This is a genomic window from Microbacterium sp. B35-30, from assembly GCF_010634855.1.
Taxonomy (GTDB): Bacteria; Actinomycetota; Actinomycetes; order Actinomycetales; family Microbacteriaceae; genus Microbacterium.
Map to the genome: position 1 here is coordinate 122,338 of NZ_MWLQ01000003.1, position 18,008 is coordinate 140,345.

The window sequence follows — 18,008 nt, forward strand, 5'->3', positions numbered from 1 at the left end:
GATGTGTCAGCGGCGCCCGAAGACCGTCAGCTCGGCTGCTCCGCCCCACACGCCGCCCTGCTGGCTCGACAGGCCGACGAGCTTCACGTAGCGCGCCCGCGTCGCCGCGAAGGGCACGTTGGTCTGGGCGGTGCCGTCGGGGAACGCGCCGGCCGCAACGGCCGAGCCCCAGGTCGCGTTGTCGTTCGAGAGGTAGATCTCGTACCCCTTCATGCGCCCGTTGGTGCCGACCTGGCGTGGCAGGTGACCGAGTCCTTCCACCGAGTGCTCACTGCCAAGGTCGAGCGTGATCCAGTGCGGATACGCCGGCACCTGCGACGACCATCGCGTGTGCCAGAAGGTCGCGGGGTTTCCGTCGATCGCCCTGACCGCGGCATCCCCGGGCGCCTCCTCGCTGCTCACGCCCGCGATCGACAGGCGCGACCGCGGAATCACGCCGGCCGGCAGCACGTTCACGGCGCCGGCGGCCGAGACCGTTCCCTCCGAGCGACGCGGCTTGTACGTGCCTGTGACGGACAGTTCGGCGCTGCCGGCAGCGGCGTCGGCCGGAGCGGTGACGGCCCAGGTCGTGCGGACGAGCTCCCCGTGGGCGAGTTCATCGAACTCTGCCGGCGACGTCGCCTCGACCCTCCATCCGGCCGGAACGCGCAGGTCGACCGCGATCGAGTGCATGCGCTTCGCCGAGTTGTTCGTGAATGCGGTGGTCACGATGGTCGCCTCGCCCGGGACGACCTCGACGGCGCCCTCGAAGGCCACCCACGCGTCCTGGGGTGACAAGCGCTCGCTGTCGGTGGAGACCTCGAAGATGCGCGCGCCGTCGCGGTTGATCCACGTCGCGGTGAGCGTCTCCGGCTTGACCGTCGTGTCGACCTCGAGGCGAACGAACACATGCGGCTCGACCGCGCTGTGCACGAGTGACGGATGCGGCACGTTGAGGCTCGGGATCACCGAGCTGTGCATCGGGCTGACGATGAACTGCCAGAACTCGTCGTAGCCGACGCGGTGCCCGTAGTCGAGTGCGCGCGAGACGTGGATGTCGCCCCCGAGCAGGAACACTCCTCCGATGCGGTTCTCCTTGACGAAGTCGAGGATCATGTCGCGCTCGTGCGCGTACGTTCCCCAGTCGTCCGACTCGCCGTTCTGCTTGTCGTCCCAGATCATGCCCGTGGCCAGGCACTTGAAGGTCGCCGTGCTGGCCAGCAGCTTCTGCTGCAGCCACTCCCACTGGACGCGGCCGATGGCCGTGGTCTTCGCGGAGTCGGCCCAGCTCTGCTCGGTGCGGCTGAACCAGCGGGGGTCGAGCACGAAGAACTCGATCGGGCCCCGGCGGAACGACGTGTAGATCCCCTCGCCGGCCTCGGTGCGCACGGTGAGCGGCATGCCCGCGAGGTCGTGGCCGAACGTCGCGTTGGCGCGGTAGTCGACGAAGGCCGTGCGGTTGTTCCGCTTGCCCGCGAGGTCGCCGTGCACGTCGTTGCCCCCGAAGTCGTGGTCGTCCCACGTCGCCCAGATCGGCATCGAGCGCGTCACCGCGTTCACCTGAGGCACCTGGAGGAAGCCCCGCTGCTTCGACCGCGCCGTCACGAGGTTGGTGCTGTCGATGTAGGGGGTGTCACCCAGCATGACGAACGCCTCGCAGCCTTCGGCACGGATGCGATCCCAGATGTGGTTGGACTCGGTCCACACGCAGGACCCGAGGCCCATGACGAGCTTCGCCGGCTTGTTCTCCGGTGCCGCCGTCACGAAGGAGCCGCTGATGTCGAGCCCGGGGATGGGCTCGCCCGCCGGGGTGATCGAGTATGTGTAGGCGGTCTGCGGTCGGAGGCCCTGCAGGTCGAACAGCACGGTGCTGTCGTTGGCGGCTGACACGGATGCCTGGACCGTGCCCGATTCGCCATGCTCGGGCGTGAAGGCGCACACCCAGAGGCTTCGGTCCAGGAGGTCGTCGCCGGGGCGGAAGAGGATCCGCGAGTGCTCGGTGCCGGTGTCACCGACGAGCGGGCCGGCGATCGGCTGCAGCGTCGGAACGACCTCGGGAGCGGTGCCCGCGATCACGGTCTGCACGTACGAGGCGAGGGCGGTGAAGAACATCTCGCTGTCGGCGACGGCGCCCGCGGGCTGGATGGGCGCGCCGGTCGCGTTGTAGCACTTGTCGATGGTCAGGCTCGTCAGCAGGAAGCGCCCGCGGCCGTGTGCGCCTTCCAGGAGTGCCGGCGGGCGGCCGGTCGCGGTGCACGCGAGCAGCACGCGCATGCGCCGCCAGTCGAGCAGCGATTCCCAGCTGACGCGGATCTGCGTCGACCTGCCGGTGAAGACCTTGCCGTCCGACACGCGCAGGTGCGAGACGAGCGGGTGGTCGAGAGCGACCGGGTGGATCGTGTCGTAGTCGGTGTCGTTCCGGGTGGCGCCGAGCGGCGCCGGCAGATACGACACCGTGGAGTGGTACTGGTCGGACTGCGCCATGTCGAGCACGACGCCGCCCGCCTCGACGAAGGCACGAATCGAGTCGGCGTGCGTGGTGATGTACGCGCCGTACGTCGGAGCGTTGTTGGTGAAGGTGCCGAAGGCGATGAGCTCGACGCCCTGCTCGGTGGCGGACTTCGCCGGGTCCAGGTCGACGACCGTGACCCCCGCCTTGCGCAGGAGTTCGGCGAGGCCGGTGGCGTTGGTCCAGGGGTCCCGGTACTCGAGCACGGCCGCGCGGAGGGACGTCACCGCGAGCGCCGGAGTGCTGGGAAGGACCACGGCGGCCGCCGCTGCTGCCGCGCCTCCCAGGAGGAAGCCGCGGCGGCCCGTGGTGAAGGCGCCGGAGGCGGACGATGTGGGCGGGGGCTTGCGGGTCACGTGTGCTCCTGGGGATGTGCGCGCGTGGGCGCGGGCGTCGGCCTGCGAGGACCGCTGCGACCGGCGGGTACCGGGCGCGCTGCCAGTCTTCGGAGCGTCGGCGGTGCGTTTCAACGCGCCGCGCGAGTTGTCGAGACATGTTCGACCCGTGTTCACGGGCCTGTTCGTGCAGACCGGCGATTATCGGCGCGCGAAGGTGAACAACTCCCTCAGGGTGTCAGTGTCGTGTCAATACAAGTGCTCAGGCACCGTCGAGGGTCGGTGGCAGGGTGAAGACGATCTCCTCGATCTCGCGGCCGACGCCCGGGGCGTAGTCGACGTTGCGCGACACCTCGGTGAACCCGACCTTCTGCAGCACGGCGATCGACGCGGCGTTGTGGGCGGCGGCGCGCGCGAACAGCGGGCGGATCGGCTCGCGCGAGATCAGCAGACGCAGCGCCGCGGTCGCGACGCCGCGGCCCCACGCGTGACGGGCGATCCAGAACGTGACCTCGCGGTCGCCGTCGATGGTGAACGAGGCCGCGGTGCCGGCGAAGCCGCCGTTCTCGGTGACCACGAAGGAGAGGACGTCCCCAGCGGCGCGCTCGCGGGCGATCCACGAATCGAACGCGGCGCGGTCGTCGGGATCCTGAGCGGTGAACGCGGCCATGGCGATGGCCTCGCGATCGCGCATCATCTCGAAGATCGCGTCGAGGTCGTCGTCATCCAGCGCCCGCAGCTCGATGTGGTTCACGAGCCCCACGCTAGCCACGGCATCCGTCACGGAGAAGAGCGCGCGGCATGTGGGCTCAGACGAAGCCGTGGATGCGGCGCAGCACTTCTTCGGCGTGATGCCCGTCACGTCGGATGAAGGCCTCGCGGAACTGCTCGTAGGCCGCCGTCCGGCCCAGCGGGCACTCGATGAACGGCCGCCACCCGGCGATGTTGCGCCGGATCGCGATCTCGTACTCGCGGATGAACTGGATGAGCGCGATGTTGTCGGTCGCCCTCGTGACGACGGCGAAGAACGCGTGGCTGGCGCGTGCGAGGCCGGTGTGGTCATCGGCGCGGGACGCGGCGATCACGTCGTCCAGACGGTCGACGGCACTGGCGAGGGTGTCGTCGCTGCAACGGGCGACCGCCATGCGCACGGCCATCCCCATGTTGTAAGCCACCAGCTCGAACGTGTCGGCCTCGGCTTTGTCGTTCGGCTGCGACACCCGCGTGTAGCGGTGGGGTGACACCTCCACCAGGCCCACGCGCTCGAGCCGCTGCAGCGCTTCGCGCACCGGCGTGCGCGAGACGCCGAGCCATTCGGCCAGCTCCTGGTCGCGCAGTCGCTCGCCCGGCGCGAGGCGGCCGTCGAGGATCGCTTCGCCCAGTCGCACGTACACCTCGTCTCCGAGGGCGGCGCGGCTCGGCTCGAGCGGGAGGAAGGGGGCAGTCATGGGTGGCACAAGTGTACGCCGAAGGATTCACACGCATACACGACTCGAGGCGGCCGCGAATGCCGGCGATCCGCGGTTTCCGAAGCGGCGCATTTCACGGCATCCGACCCTCGCTCTTGCGCTGATATATCGGTACGATGAATCCGTCCACGTTTCGGCGTGGCCTATCCGGGGGGATCCGTCGACGCCCGGGCTTTCGAGCCATGCTCAGCCCGGGCGTACGATGGGAAACGGCTGCCCTCCGGTCTGCAACATTTGTGTCACCTTCCGAGAAGGGTCTCGCCGCGCGCGCGCGTCTTCACTACGTTGGAGTCAATCGCCGCAATCGCGGGGAGATCAACGAAGAACGGCAAGTAATGAGCACGCAGGGCACCGTCAAGTGGTTCAACTCCGAGAAGGGCTTCGGCTTCATCGCTCCCGATGAAGGCGGCGCAGACGTCTTCGCGCACTACAGCGCGATCGAGTCGAGCGGTTACCGCTCGCTCGAAGAGAACCAGCGCGTCGAGTTCGAGATCGCGCAGGGACCCAAGGGTCTCCAGGCCGAGAACATCCGCCCGATCTGATCGGCGGATCGATCGCTTCACGCGGTCGAAGCCGCGGTGTCCCGCTTCTCTGAAGCGGGTGCCGCGGCTTCGTCGCGCCTGCTCACACCGCGTGAGCTGGCGTGCCGTGTGCGGGTCGACTCGGGCGCCGATCGACGCTAGTCGCGGTCGCCCCTCACCAGTTCGATGCCCGCCCCCGCAAACTGTCGCAGCGTCGCGTCCGGCAGGAACGCCCGCGTGAGCGCGCCGCCGATCCGGGTGAGGTCGCTCTCGTCGCGGAACAGCAGGTACATGGTCTCGTACCGGGGATGGAACTTCTGCTTGAACCGGTGCAGCGACCGAAAGCCGTAGACGGGCTCGAGCGCCTCGGCGAGCCTGTCGCTCAGGGCCGCGATCATGCCGGCGTCCGGTGGGTAGTCGTGGGCGAGCGGCGCTCCTGAAAGCGACAAGATCTCGGCGCCCTCTTCGCTGAAGTGCCTCGCGGACGAGCCGATGAGGTACTCCATCACGGGGCCGAAGCCGCCCTCGCGGCGGCGCATGAGGTCGAGCGTCCAGCCCCGCACGGCGCCCGCGGACCCGTACACCGGCAGCCACGACAGGAAGCCGTCGACATCGCCGTTCGGCGCGATGGCCAAGGCCAGGCGCACCTCCGGGTCCTCGGCCTCGACGAGGGTGCCGAGCGTGAACCCCATCTCGGGCAGCCCTTTGTCGCCGACCCACATCTCGGAGATCGCGCGCAGCTGCTGCTGCACGCCCCACGGCTCGTCCTGCAGCCGGGTCATCCGGAAGGTCATCTCCTCGCGCCCCGCGCGGTTGAGCGCGGTGCGCACCGAGTTCCACCGCTTGCCGGTGAACTCGAGGCCCGGCAGGTCCACGATGGTGTCATCGGCCACGACGAGGCTGCGCCACGAGACCGGCACCGCGGCCCGCGTCGCCTCGTCGGCGCTGAAGAAGCAGGGGACGAGCCCTGCGCGCTCGGCATCCTGGATGAACTCCTGAACGGATGCCGCGCGCGACGCGACCGGCCCGAGCGGGTCTGCAAGGGCCAGGGCGACGCCGGCGCGGCGCTGGTAGGCGACGATGCCGTCTGCGGTGCGCGCGTAGCTGTTGCCCTCCCACGTCGTCATCCACGACAGCGTGCCACCGCCGTCGGCGTGCAGCATCTGTTTGACGTCGTCGACCTGCGGCGCGGGCTGCCGGCCCAGCGTCGATCGGCGGCGGGCGCGGAACGCCCGGCGCACCAGGATCAGGTAGACGAGCATCAGCAGCCACATCGCGCCGCTCGCGAGTGCGAGCTCGGTCTCGCCGTCGATCGCCGCCTCGAGCTGCGCCTCGCTTGCCACGATGATCACCACGAGCACGAGCAGGGCGGTCAGCACGTTGACGGCGGCGAGGATCACCGCCACGACCCAGCTCCAGCGGCGGCCTCTGCGCAATCCGTTGGCGACGACCAGGATCACGACGGTGTCGATGGCGAAGTCGATGAAGCCGCCGGACACCGGCTCCGTCGGGCCGAAGGGACCATCGGTGGGCACGAGGATGGTGACGATCTGGACCGCGCCCAGCACGAGTACGGCGATGAAGGAGATGAGGCGCTGCTCGCGGATCGTCGTGCGCTGGATGCGCAGGGACCGGTCGACGAACAGCACGAGCAGCACGGCGAGCAGGTGCTCGAGGTCGGCGAGGGTTCCCCAGAACAGCATCGCGACGAAGACGAAGCCGAGCAGCACCAGCCATGCCCGCACTCGCCAGGGGCTCCGTAACAGGCCGATCGCGGCGGCGACGCACGCCATCGTGCCACCGGATGCGCCGACGTCGAGCGTCGCGGCCTGCGTCTGGGCCCACGCCCACGGCAGCTGCGAGAAGCCCCACAGCAGCAGGGCGGTCGCGAAGATCGCGAAGAGCTGGCCGACCCAGTAATACGCGAGCGCGACGCGCGGCCCGCGGCGGAACTCGAGATACGCCATGCCCGCGAATCCCGAGATCGTGAAGACGTACACCCAGGGCTGGTTCACGAAGAAGGTGCCGGTGATCGGCGTCCACCAGCGACCTGCCTCGAAGGCGGGCAGTCCGTATGCGACGAGGTCATAGAGGTCGGACTCCTCGAAGGGCCGCCACAGCCCCTGCCACACCACGCCGACCACGAGGATCAGCGCGACCATCGTCAGCGTGCCGGGCACGCGTCGCATGCCCGCAAGCACGCGGTTCGGTCGGTGAGTCGCCCCGTCGCTCATGCGATCACGATAGCGGCGGGCCGTCCAGCTCCCGCGTGGTAGGGCGGCTCGGGGCGTTTCGTCTCGGTCGCTGGCGCTCCCTCGCTCAACGACCGGGACCTCTCCCGCTGCTCAGTGTCCGGGCGAGAGATGGGCGTAGTCGGCCAGGGCCCTCGCGTCCTCGGCATCGCGCATCGCGCGCCGCGCCGCGTCGAGGGCGGCGACCGGGTCCTCGGCCTGGCGGGCCTGGGCCAGCTCGCGCTGGGCCGAGAGCAGTCGCGACCTCGCGTCGGCGCCGGCATGAGCACGGGAGACGGATGCCTCGGTCTGTGCGAGTGCGCCGCGCGCGGCGGCGAGGGTTCCGGGCAGCGCCGTGCGCGCGCTCCGCAGGCGCTGCTGCGCGGTGCGGGCGTCCCCGAGGGCGAGGTCGAGGCGACTGCGCAGGCGCGCGATGGCGTCGACCGTGCGGGTCGGGCGGCGCGCGGCATCCGTCTCGATGCCGGTGAGTTCCTGCTCGATGGCGCGGAGCTCACCGCCCAGCCGTTCGGCTTCGGGGGCGGCGAGGTGCTCGCGGGTCACGGACGCCTGGCGCAGGGCGGCGCGCGCCGCCGCGATCTCGCCGGGAGCGGCCTGCGCCGCCTGCAGGACGAGGCGGTGCGTCTCTTCGAGGTTGCGCGCGTCGGCTTCGGCCTGGCGGAGCGCCCGTTCGGCGGCGGCGAGATCGGGCAGCGCACTCAGCGAGGCGTCGGCGGCGCGCGCGGCGGCGGCGTCGAGGTGCCGCTCGGCGACGGCGACCTGCGACAGGGCCGCATGCGCGGAACGCGAGGCGGTGTGCCATTCCTCCTCGGCGAAGCGCGACGACAGCTCTGCGACCAGCGCGGCCGGGTCGCCCATCGACGCACGCAGCTCGGCCAGTCGGCGGCGGGTCGCATCGATCTGGCCCGCGGCCGACACATGCGCGGTGACCCACGCGCCGTGCTCCCGGCGCGCGGCGGCCACCGTGGCGAGGGCTTCGCCGGCACGCTTGTCGATGCGTGCCGAGACGCGGCGCACCTCGGCGGGGGCGACGGCGGGGTCGCTGATCGCGCGGTAATCCTCGAACGCGTCGTCGCGGACGTGCTGCGCGGTGAGGCGCGCCCGCCGGAGCGACGACGGCGCATCCCCGCCGTAGAGCGCTCCCGAGAGCGCGACCTCGAGGTCGAGCTCGCCGACCTCGTCGTCGAGCCGCACGAGGGTGGCACCGGCCTTCGCCCGGGTCTGCTCGGCCGCAGCGCGGGCGCGAGGCGAGCGCCGTGCCCGCCGCACCGCCCACACCAGGACGGCGACGGCGATCGCCGTCACGCCGAACACGACCAGGGCCGGCACGAGCCACCCGACGATCGCGGTGGAGAGCTCAGCCATCGGCGCCCACGACGGCGTCGTCGGCGGTCTCCCGCGCGGTCTCGCCGAACAGCAGCAGTGCGCGAAGCTGATCGACGTCGTCGACGGCGGCCTGCGCACCCTCGGACTCGTGCGGCCAGCTGAAGCCCCATCGCACGAAGATCACCGGCACGCCGTGGGCGGCCCCGCCCTCGACATCGTGGTGCCGGTCGCCCACGAGCACCGGACGGCTGGTGTCGACCCCCGCCGCGGCGAGCCGGCGCAGCGCCTCGGCGACGATGTCGGCCTTGGCGCTGAGGGTCTTCTCGTCCTGCGTGGCGCCGACGATGGCGGTGAGCGACATCGAGAGGTCGAAGTGGTCCATGAGGGCGACGACCTGCACCTCGGGCTTCGAGCTGGCGGTGGCCTGCGGGATGCCGGCGGCTGCGACATCCGTGATCAGCTCACCCATGCCGGGGAAGAGCTTGGCACCCGTCGAGTAGCCGTCGATCTTGTTGAGGCCGCGGTAGAAGGCGACGGCCTCGGTCGCCTGCTCGGGCGTCATGCCGACGTTGACCTGGAACGAGTCGTACATCGGCGGTCCGATCCAGTGCACGAGCTCGGCGCGGGTCGGCGGGCGCCTGCCGAAGTGCTCGAGAGCGATCGTGAGGCGGCGGAGGATGCCTTCGGACGCGTCGACGATCGTTCCGTCCACGTCCCACAGCACACAGGTCCACGGCGATCGTCTCGGCATGCCACCAGCCTATTCGCCAGGCGACCGCCGCTCCGCGCCGGCTCCCGTGGAGAGGTCTCAGCGGTCCCGCCGGTGCACGCGCGCGAGCCGCGCCATCATGCGCCGGAGATCATCCAGCTCGGCGGGCGACCAGTCGGCCAGGAGGGCCTCCATGTTCGTCTCGGCCGTCGCCATGATGCGCTCGCCGATGCGGCGCCCCTCGTCGGTCAGCGCCACCAGCACACCGCGGTCGTCGTCGGGAGCGGCGACGCGCACCGTGAGGCCGGCCTGCACGAGCCGCCCGACGATCTTGCTCATGTTGGTCGGCGTCATGCCCAATGCGAGCGAGAGCTCGACGGGGCGCATCGCGCCGTTGTACGAGAGCTGATTGACGACCAGGAACATGCCCATGTCGTCGATCGGGAACGCGACCTTCGTCATCACGTCGCGGCGGACGGCCGTGCTGTCGGCCCAGTGCACGATCGACGCGAGCGACAGACGCAGGTCGAGCGGGTCGGCGCCGATGACGGGACTCAGGTCGGCGGAGGCGCCCGGGTCAACGTCACCTCGGGCCATCGTTCCTCGTTCCTCTCGGTGCCGGGCCACCCGGGTGGGCGGCGCCGGGATCAGTCCTCGCGCAGCAGCAGCACCGGTCCGACGAGGCCGTACTCGCGCACGACCGCGTTCTGCGTGCGTTCTTCCCCGGTGAGCTGCACCCCGATGTCGGGGACGCGCTCATAGTATCCGCGGGCGCGGAGGCGGTTGTTGAGTGAGCTGCCGACGCGCACGGTGACAGCGTTCTCGCCCGGACGGATGTCGCCGCTCACGTCGATGACCGGGTGCGCGGTGTCGAATCCCCGCGCCGGGCCGTCGCCCACGCGCACCGAGCCCAGTCCCCCGCACGTCGAGCCGAGGTCGAGGACGTAGCGCACGCCGGTCTCCACGTCGGGGACGGAGATCGTCGTGGTGTACTCGCCGACACCCGAGACGTCGGGGCCGACCGCGGGGATCTCGGACCAGGGCGCGAGTTCGGTCTCGCCGGGGTCGAGGCGCGTGACGGCGGTGGTCGGGCGGACCTCGCGCGAGACGTAGCCGAGGCCGCGGTCTTCCGTCAGCACCTCGGGCTCGCCGGCGTCCCAGCTCTCGACGATCAGGCGCCACCGCTCGGCGCGGGCGACCTCGGTGGTCGCCGGCGGGGCGGAGTCCAGGGCATCCGACGCCCTGTCGAGGACGACGACGGCCACCTCTCCCGGCGCGAGCGTGAGCTCGACGACCGTGCGGTGGCCGTCGCGGCGCGCGCCGCGGTGGGGGCGCAGCTCGCCCGTCCACACGTCGAGCCGGTGTGTGGAGCCGGTGCCCTCCAGCGTGATCCCGACCGTCGTCGGCTCCGCGGTCTCGTAGAGGAAGTGGTACGCGTACAGCACCATGAGGTCGCCGTCTCGGCGCAGGTGGGTGAGCACGTGGGGGTCGTCATCGACGAACCGCGCCCGGCCCCCGGCGCCCAGGTCGTCGAGGGCCGCGACGACGTCGGAGGGTGCGGTGACGCGGACCCCCGGCATCCGTCGCAGGTCCGCCATGATCGCGGCGAGCTCGTCGTCCCGCCCGTCGAGACCGGGGGTGGCGGATGCCGCGAGCCCGTGGGTGCGGTGGCGTCCGGCCATGAGCGACTCGAGCTCGCGGGCGCCGTCGACGATCACGAGCCGCAGACCGCGGCGCGCCCAGGTGAGGAGGTGCGCGGCCACGTCGGCGTCGAGGGTGCTCTGGTAGGCGACGAGCGCGCGGTAGCCCGGGCCGCCGGGCTGCACCTCGTCACCGTCGAACGAGACGTCGTCTCGCAGGAGCAGCGAGCCGTCGAAGAACTCGTAGGTGATGCCCGCGTCCTGCATGCCGAGGTCCTGCCACCAGTGGTTCTCGCGGTCGCGCATCCACATCGTGCCGTAGGCGACCTCGTCGGGGATGCGCTCGCCGTTCGGGCCGATCAGCGCCATTCCGATGAGGTTGTCGGTGAAGTGGTCGGTGCGGAGGATGCCGACGTCGATGCGCGGCCGGCCGCGCCGCAGTGCGTACTGCAGGCGCCCGATCGCGGCGGTCCACAGCGGGTAGAACTCCGATCCCGGCTGGCGGGTGTCGAACCGCTCGGAGAACATCGGCCACATGCCCTCGTGGCCCGGCCACTCCGTCACGCCCTCGGCGCCGGCGGGACTCGCCCAGCCGTGCAGGACGGTCTTGGTGATGCCCGCCGCCAGCTGCGTCGCGATGATCTGGTCGTAGAAGCGGTGGTCGAGCATGTGGTTGCGCGTCGTCGCGCCGGTCTCGGACGAGTACTGCTTACGGAACAGATGCGCGGGGCCCGCCATCAGCCGGTACGCGTCGATCTGCGCCCCGAATTCGAGGGACTCGGTCTCGATGCCGTCGACCTCGGGACCGGGGCGGGTCAGCTCGAACGGCAGGCCGTAGCTGATCTCGGCGCGCAGCGTCATGCCGACCTCGTGCAGGAACGCCGCGAACGGGCGCAGCATGTTCTCGATGTAGAGGTCGGTGAGGGTGCGCACGTAGTCGAACCGCACCTTGTCGACGGTGACGCGGTCGGCCTCGTCGGCGGGCTCGTGGTGGTAGACGGTCGAGACCGCCATGAAGGGGGCGTCGCGGGTGAGGAACGGCAGCCACGACGCGATGTCGTAGCCGCGCCGGGCGCGGAACTCGTCGGCGACGGTGAAGCCCCAGAACATGCCGCCGGCGCCGAAGGTCGAGAGCTCGAGCGAGTCCATATACATCTGCGCGCGCGGGTTGCGGGCGACTTCGGCTCGCAGGGCGGGCGTCAGCACCACGTCATCCCAGTAGGCGATGACGGCGTCCACGCCGTCGCGGTCGAGGTAGTTGACGGTGTAGTTGACACTGGCGGAGGGTGAGGCGGTCTGTCCCGTGCCGTGCATCCAGTAGGCGAACAGGCGCCATTCGCCTTCGCCACCTGGCGCGGTCCACTCCAGAGCCTCACCGTCGACCTCCGCGGTGAGATCGATGACGGATGCCGCATCCAGCAGCCCGTCGCCCGCGACGCGCGCCGCCACCACGGCGACGAGGTGCTGCTGCGTGATGGTGCCGCGATGGCCAGGCAGCGTCGTCTCGGCGATCGGAGCCTCGAGGTCGCTCCGCGGGAGCGGCCCGCTGCGCGCCTGACGGGCTGAGAGCGTCTCGTGCACGACGTCGAGCTCCTGCGCGGCAGCCTGCTGGTCGGGGTCGATCGTCGGGAGGTTCGCGTTGGACCAGTTCGTGCCCGACGTGAAGCTCACCGACATGCCGCGGCGCGTGGTCTCCTCGACCACGATCTGCGAGTCGTGCACCCACTCCTCCGAGCCCCAGCCGTAGCGCGCGTGGTCGATCGCGCCCTCATCCATCGCGAGGAACTCCATGCCGCCGAAGCCGAGGCGGTGCGCGTCCTCGATCTCCCGCCGCAGCGTCGCATCGCTGTGGAGCCCTTCCGCGAGCCACCACCGCAGCTCGGGGCGGAAGTCGATGGCGGGTTCGGCGATCGCGCGCCGGAAGTCGTCGAGCGTCATTGCGCGGCATCCGTTCGTCAGGACAAGAACTGTCTGTGCGACAGTATGTACTTTCCTGACGACATCACACAACCCCTCGCCGCTGTCACGCGGTGGGTGCAGGGCGGGCGACGGTCAGAAGAGGCGCGGGGCGCCGGACTCGATGCCCTTCATGCCCTCGTAGTCGAGGGTGACGCAGCGGATGCCGCGGTCCGCGGCCAGCACCTTGGCCTGAGGCTTGATCTCCTGCGCCGCGAAGACCCCGGTCACCGGCGCCAGGTGCGGGTCGCGGCCGAGCAGCTCGAGGTAGCGGGTCAGCTGCTCGACGCCGTCGATGTCGCCGCGGCGCTTGACCTCGACGGCGATCGTGCCGCCCTCGGGGTCGCGGAGCAGGAGGTCGACGGGGCCGATCGCCGTGGGGAACTCCCGCCGCACGAGAGTCAGGCCGTCGCCGATGACGTCGACCTGCTCGGCGAGCAGGCGCTGCAGATCGGCCTCGACGCCGTCCTTCTGCAGGCCGGGGTCGATGCCGAGCTCATGCGACGTGTCGTGCAGCACCTCGTAGATGCGCACGAGCAGTGCGTCGCCGGTCTTCGCGTGCGTGACCCGCCAGTGCTCGAGCACTCCGGCCGCGGCGGAGTCGGCATCCGGAATCTCCACGTCCAACCGGCACGGCGGGCTCATCCAGTTCAGCGGCTTGTACGAGCCGCCGTCGGAGTGCACCAGCAGCGAGCCGTCGCCCTTGTGCACCAGCAGGCGGGTCGCGAGCGGCAGGTGGGCATTGAGCCGGCCCGTGTAGTCCACGGAGCACCGGGCGATGACGAGACGCACCCGACGAGCCTAGCCCGGGCCGCGACGGTCCAGGCTTGGGCAGGGCGGCGGTGCTCGGTCAGGCGGCCTCGGAGATCGTGGATGCCGGCGGCCGCGGCATCCGCTCGCTCGGGGCTGCGGTGGTGTCGGCAGAGGCGGCGCGGTGCAGCGCGTACCCGCGGGTCGCCTGCACGAGGAGCGGGCCCCACAGCCAGAACGGGAAGACGAGCGTCACCTCGAGCACCCCGAGCGAACCGGCGGTCGCGACGACGAGCTCGATGCCGCCGGCCGTGAACAGTACGCCGACCACGCTCGCGGGGATCACGGCCAGCGCGACGGGCACGGCGCGTCCGCCGACCAAGCCGAGCCAGCGCGGGAAGCGATCCGCCCAGGGGAGGGCGAGGAGAAGCGTCAGCAGGCCGCCGGTCAGCATCGCGCAGCCGAGCAGCAGTCCTGTCAGGAGGACGTCGGGGTGCTCGGCGACATCGGCCGGCCCGAAAAGCGGCCACGGCGTGAGCCACGACGCGCGCAGCGCCACGTACGGGAGTGCGCACAGTGCGGCGGCCACCGTGACCGGCCGGCGGTGGCGGAGGGCCCACGCGTCGAACCGGCCCGCGGTCGGCGGAGCGCCGACGGTCCATGCGACCAGGGCGCCGGCGGTGACCAGGTGCGCCAGGGCGATCATGAGGAACGGCATGCGCGGGGCCAGCCCGCCGACCACCATCTGTGCGAACAGCCCGGTCGGCAGGCGCAGCGACACCAGCACGACGCCGCCCGCGACGGCCGCGACGACGACGAGTCCTACGACCGGCCGTCGGATCACCAGGAGAACCAGAGTGGCGACGACTCCCGCGGCCACGACGAGAACGAACGAGTACCCGGCGACGGGGATGGTGCCCCCCGGCGTCAGCGTCGACACGACGAGTGCGACGACGAGGGCCATGAGCGTGAGCATCGTGCGCATCCGACGGGAGGTCACCGACCGCCGTTCCCGAAGCGCGACCGCGGCGACGGCGAGGGCGGCGAGCCCCGCCGCGATCGCGACGGCGCCGGCTGCCGGCATTCCGATCCACGCGGCCAGCAGGCTGGGCGGGACCCCGTCGGCGACGACACCCGGCGCGAGCAGCTGGAGGGCGCCGAGCAGCGCCACGACCAGACCCCCGGCAGCGGCCACGAGCAGCAGGACCAAACGTGTGAGAGGGTTCATGCCTCACACGGTATGGAGGCCGGTGCCCGCCGCGCCTCGCCCCTGTGGGCGGTCTGCCCTCGCCCGTGCGGGTGATTCAGCCGCGCGGCCGCAGCACGCCGTTCTCGTACGCCCAGATGACGACGTGCACGCGATCGGGGAGGCCGAGCTTCGCGAGCACCGACTTCACGTGCGTCTTCACGGTGTTCTCGGACAGGAACAGGGCGCGTGCGATCGCCTCGTTCGACGCGCCAGACGCGAGCGCCCGTGCGACCTCCTGCTCGCGAGCGCTGAGTTGCGACAGGGCCGCCGCCGGATCGGGCGCCGCGACGCCTTCGCGCACGAAGCCGAGCAGGGCGGAGGTCGCCGCGGGCGACATCGCGGCGTCGCCGGCGGCGACCGCCGCCACGGCGTCGCCCAGCCGCTCGGGGGTCGCGTCCTTGGTCAGGAAACCGCTGGCGCCGGCGCGGATCGCGCCCACCACGTACGCGTCGAGGTCGAAGGTCGTGAGCATCAGCACGCGCGTGGAGGGACGCAGCCGCAGCACCTCGCGGGTCGCCTCGATCCCGTCCACCCCGGGCATGCGGATGTCCATGAGCACGACGTCGACGGCATGGGCGCGCACGTGCGCGATCGCCTCCCGGGCTGACGCCGCCGTCGCGACCTCACCGATCCGCCGGTCGTAGCTCAGCATGACGGCCACCGCCTCGCGGAACAGCGCCTGATCGTCCACCAGCAGCACCCGCAGGGTCATCGCCCGACCTCGCCGTCGGCCGGATCGGCTGGCTCCACACCGACCGGCAGCTGCGCCCGGACGGCCCAACCCCGCGGCATCCGCGGTCCGGCGTGGAACGCCCCACCGGCCAGCCGCACCCGCTCGGCGAGTCCGACCAGTCCCGTGCCGCCGCCCAGGTCCGACGCCGCCGGTCCGGCGCCGCCGTCGTCGACGACTTCGACGACGAGCGGTTCGCCCCACGCGAGCGACACGTCGATCCGTATCGGCGCGATCGTGTGCCGCACCGCGTTGGTGATCGCCTCGCGCACCACGTTGTGGAGCGCCAGCGCCACCGGCGCCGACAGCTCTCGCCGGTCACCGGACTCGGTGAGGACCACGTCGCATGAGGGGCTGCGTACAGCCGTGACCAGCTCGTCCAGGGCCTCCGGTGTCGGCAGGGGAGCGAGTGGCGCCCGACCGTCCACTGCCACGATGGTGCGCATGCCGCGCAGCGCGTCACGGCCGGTGCGCGCCACGACCTCGAGCGCCCGCGCACTGTCGGCGGGGCGCGTCGGCATCATGAGGCGCGCGGCCTCGGACTGCGCGATCATCACTGTCATCGCGTGCGCGACGACGTTGTGCAGCTCCCCGCTGATCCGCATGCGCTCGTCGGCGAGCGCCCGCTCCACGCGCGCGCGAGTCTGCTCCTCGAGGCGCGCGGCGCGCACCCTCAGCAGGAGCCCGATCGCCCACGCGGCGGTGACGGCGGCGGCGAGACCGAGGAAGACGCCGAACCGGAGCAGGGCCGTATCGGTGTCGCTGTCGCCCGCTTCCAACGCCGGCTCGAGCACGGCGATCGCACCGGCGCCGATGATCCCCGTAGCCAGCGCCGGGACCGATAAGCGCGCCGGCCGATGCACCGCGACCTGGCCGAGACACAGGAGGTATGCGACCGAGGACGGGTAGAGCGGGCCGGCCGCATCGCGAGCGGCCGGAGCGAGCACGAGGACGAGCATCACCGTGCTCGCGGCCACGAACGCACCGACGGGGAAACGCACCGCGACCAGCGAGGCCGCGTGCAGCGCCACGAAGCACGACCACAGCAGCCCCACCGTCATCGGGTCCAACGGTGGCGGCGCGGTCGCCGCCGCGGCGAGGCTGACCGGCAGCAGCACGATGAGGGCGACGATCGCTGCGATCAGGCCCGCGTCGGCGGAGCGGTGCGGGACGCGGTCCGTGGCCGGCGGCATCCACCCATGCTGGCACGCGACGGCGAAGTCGGCCTCACCCCCGCGGGTGAACTCGGGCGCGCGGAGATCAGAGGGCCAGGCACGCCGCTGGCCGCGCGGTCCGGCTCGGGATGCCCGGCCGGGCGGTCCGCCGGCCGGGATCAGACGTGACCGGCGCCGACCTTCGAACCGGCGATCGGCTTGGCCGCGCCCGACGCGAGGCCCGACATGACGATGAGGCCGACGATGATCCAGAGGGTCGGGAGGATGCCGATCTCGTGACTGATCCAGCCGAGGATCGGCGGGCCGCAGAGGAACGCCAGGTAGCCGATCGTGGCGGCGGCAGAGACGGATGCCGCGGCCTTGGCCGGGTCGTCGGCCGCTGCCGACATGCCGAGCGGGAAGCCCAGGGAGGCACCCGCACCCCAGAGCGCGACGCCGATGAAGGCGATCGGGAGCGACGGCGCGAGGATGAACATCACGAGGCCGATCACGGCCATGACGGCGAGGATCCGCAGCGTCCACACCCGGCCGATGCGGTCGACGAGAGGCCCGCCGAGGATGCGGAAGACGGTCATCGCCACCGAGAAGACGGTGAGCGCGACGGCGCCGACGGCCTCGGTCTGGCCGTGTCCGTCCACCACCGCGATCGCGAGCCAGTCGTTGGCGCTGCCCTCGGCGAACGCCATGCCGAGCATGATCGCGCCGATCGCGTAGGTGCGGGGGTCGCGCCAGACGGAGAGCACCTCGGCGAATCGCTCCCGGCGGGTCGTCGTGGTCGCCGGATCGTCGTGGACGATCTCGCGCGACGGCACCGCCCGCAGCGACAGCAGCCCGGCGGCGAGCACCAGCACCCCGATGCCCCAGAGGTGCCACCCGACGCCGATGTTCCACGCGGCCATCGCCACGCCGATCCCCGCGCCCACCACGGTGCCGATGCTGAAGAACGCATGGAAGAGCGGCATGAGCGTGCGCTCGAAGGCCTGCTCGACGGCCGCCGCCTCGACGTTCATCATGACGTCGGTGGCGCTCATGCCGATGCCCATGAGGCCCAGTCCCACGGCCGTGATCGCATACGACTGGAAGACCTGCACGCCCAGGCCGACGACGATCACGCCGAGCGAGAAGGCGATGATCGTCGCGATCATGCCGCGCCGGGCCCCCCACCGCACGACGATGACGTTCGCGAGCGACAGCCCGACGATGGACGCGGCGCCCGAGACGAACAGCAGCACGCCGATCTCCAGATCGGTGATGCCGAGGTCGTTCTTCACTGCGGGCAGCCGCGATGCCCACGACGCGAAGCCCAGGCCGGTCACGAAGAAGATCGTGAAGATCGCGGTGCGCCAGCCGACCAGTTGCGTCCGGGTGAGCACGGTGTCCATCCGGACACTTTACCGAATCGATTCGACCA

Annotated in this window: 14 protein-coding genes; 1 reads left to right on the top strand and 13 read right to left on the bottom strand. The window is 71.4% G+C overall.

The genetic code is table 11. The annotated features are described in order from the left end of the window. Positions 1-6: 6 nt before the first annotated feature. From B2K11_RS01990 to B2K11_RS02000, 3 genes are all read right to left on the bottom strand, one after another. Positions 7-2,844, bottom strand: coding sequence for an alkaline phosphatase D family protein (locus B2K11_RS01990; RefSeq protein ID WP_163616317.1), 2,838 nt, complete (start codon positions 2,842-2,844; stop codon positions 7-9). A 241-nt stretch (positions 2,845-3,085) separates the two neighbouring features. Next, positions 3,086-3,577: a GNAT family N-acetyltransferase gene (locus B2K11_RS01995; protein WP_163616319.1), complete on the bottom strand. Its 492-nt coding sequence runs from the start codon at positions 3,575-3,577 to the stop codon at positions 3,086-3,088. A 55-nt stretch (positions 3,578-3,632) separates the two neighbouring features. Then, on the bottom strand, positions 3,633-4,271 hold the full coding sequence (locus B2K11_RS02000) for a GntR family transcriptional regulator (protein WP_163616321.1): 639 nt from the start codon (positions 4,269-4,271) through the stop codon (positions 3,633-3,635). A 356-nt stretch (positions 4,272-4,627) separates the two neighbouring features. Here B2K11_RS02000 and B2K11_RS02005 point away from each other — a divergent pair, with 356 nt between their 5' ends. After that, complete coding sequence (locus B2K11_RS02005; protein ID WP_137845695.1) at positions 4,628-4,834, top strand: cold-shock protein; 207 nt, start codon at positions 4,628-4,630, stop codon at positions 4,832-4,834. A 137-nt stretch (positions 4,835-4,971) separates the two neighbouring features. On the opposite strand, the gene B2K11_RS02010 is transcribed toward B2K11_RS02005, so the two are convergent. The 10 genes from B2K11_RS02010 to B2K11_RS02055 form a co-directional block, all read right to left on the bottom strand. Continuing rightward, positions 4,972-7,047: a DUF2156 domain-containing protein gene (locus B2K11_RS02010; protein WP_163616322.1), complete on the bottom strand. Its 2,076-nt coding sequence runs from the start codon at positions 7,045-7,047 to the stop codon at positions 4,972-4,974. Positions 7,048-7,158: 111 nt separating this feature from the next. Next, positions 7,159-8,427 carry a hypothetical protein gene (locus B2K11_RS02015; RefSeq protein ID WP_163616324.1) on the bottom strand — a complete coding sequence of 423 codons (1,269 nt, stop codon included), beginning with the start codon at positions 8,425-8,427 and terminating at the stop codon, positions 7,159-7,161. After that, on the bottom strand, positions 8,420-9,139 hold the full coding sequence (locus B2K11_RS02020) for an HAD hydrolase-like protein (protein ID WP_163616326.1): 720 nt from the start codon (positions 9,137-9,139) through the stop codon (positions 8,420-8,422). The genes B2K11_RS02015 and B2K11_RS02020 overlap by 8 nt, the downstream gene beginning before the upstream one ends. 57 nt (positions 9,140-9,196) lie before the next feature. Further along, the gene (locus B2K11_RS02025; RefSeq protein ID WP_163616328.1) at positions 9,197-9,694 is read right to left on the bottom strand and encodes a MarR family transcriptional regulator; all 498 of its coding nucleotides are present in this window, start codon (positions 9,692-9,694) and stop codon (positions 9,197-9,199) included. Between the two features lie 50 nt (positions 9,695-9,744). After that, entirely contained in the window at positions 9,745-12,675 is a 2,931-nt protein-coding gene (locus tag B2K11_RS02030; RefSeq protein ID WP_163616329.1) for a glycosyl hydrolase, read from the bottom strand. Positions 12,676-12,789: 114 nt separating this feature from the next. Continuing rightward, positions 12,790-13,485: an endonuclease NucS gene (gene nucS, locus B2K11_RS02035; protein WP_163616331.1), complete on the bottom strand. Its 696-nt coding sequence runs from the start codon at positions 13,483-13,485 to the stop codon at positions 12,790-12,792. Positions 13,486-13,543: 58 nt separating this feature from the next. Then, positions 13,544-14,671: a hypothetical protein gene (locus B2K11_RS02040; protein WP_163616333.1), complete on the bottom strand. Its 1,128-nt coding sequence runs from the start codon at positions 14,669-14,671 to the stop codon at positions 13,544-13,546. Between the two features lie 76 nt (positions 14,672-14,747). Continuing rightward, positions 14,748-15,404 carry a response regulator transcription factor gene (locus B2K11_RS02045; RefSeq protein ID WP_204259974.1) on the bottom strand — a complete coding sequence of 219 codons (657 nt, stop codon included), beginning with the start codon at positions 15,402-15,404 and terminating at the stop codon, positions 14,748-14,750. Further along, the gene (locus B2K11_RS02050) at positions 15,401-16,615 is read right to left on the bottom strand and encodes a histidine kinase (RefSeq protein ID WP_163616335.1); all 1,215 of its coding nucleotides are present in this window, start codon (positions 16,613-16,615) and stop codon (positions 15,401-15,403) included. Before B2K11_RS02050 ends, B2K11_RS02045 begins: the two co-directional genes overlap by 4 nt. A gap of 140 nt (positions 16,616-16,755) precedes the next feature. Continuing rightward, positions 16,756-17,979 carry an MFS transporter gene (locus tag B2K11_RS02055; protein WP_163616337.1) on the bottom strand — a complete coding sequence of 408 codons (1,224 nt, stop codon included), beginning with the start codon at positions 17,977-17,979 and terminating at the stop codon, positions 16,756-16,758. Positions 17,980-18,008 lie beyond the last annotated feature (29 nt).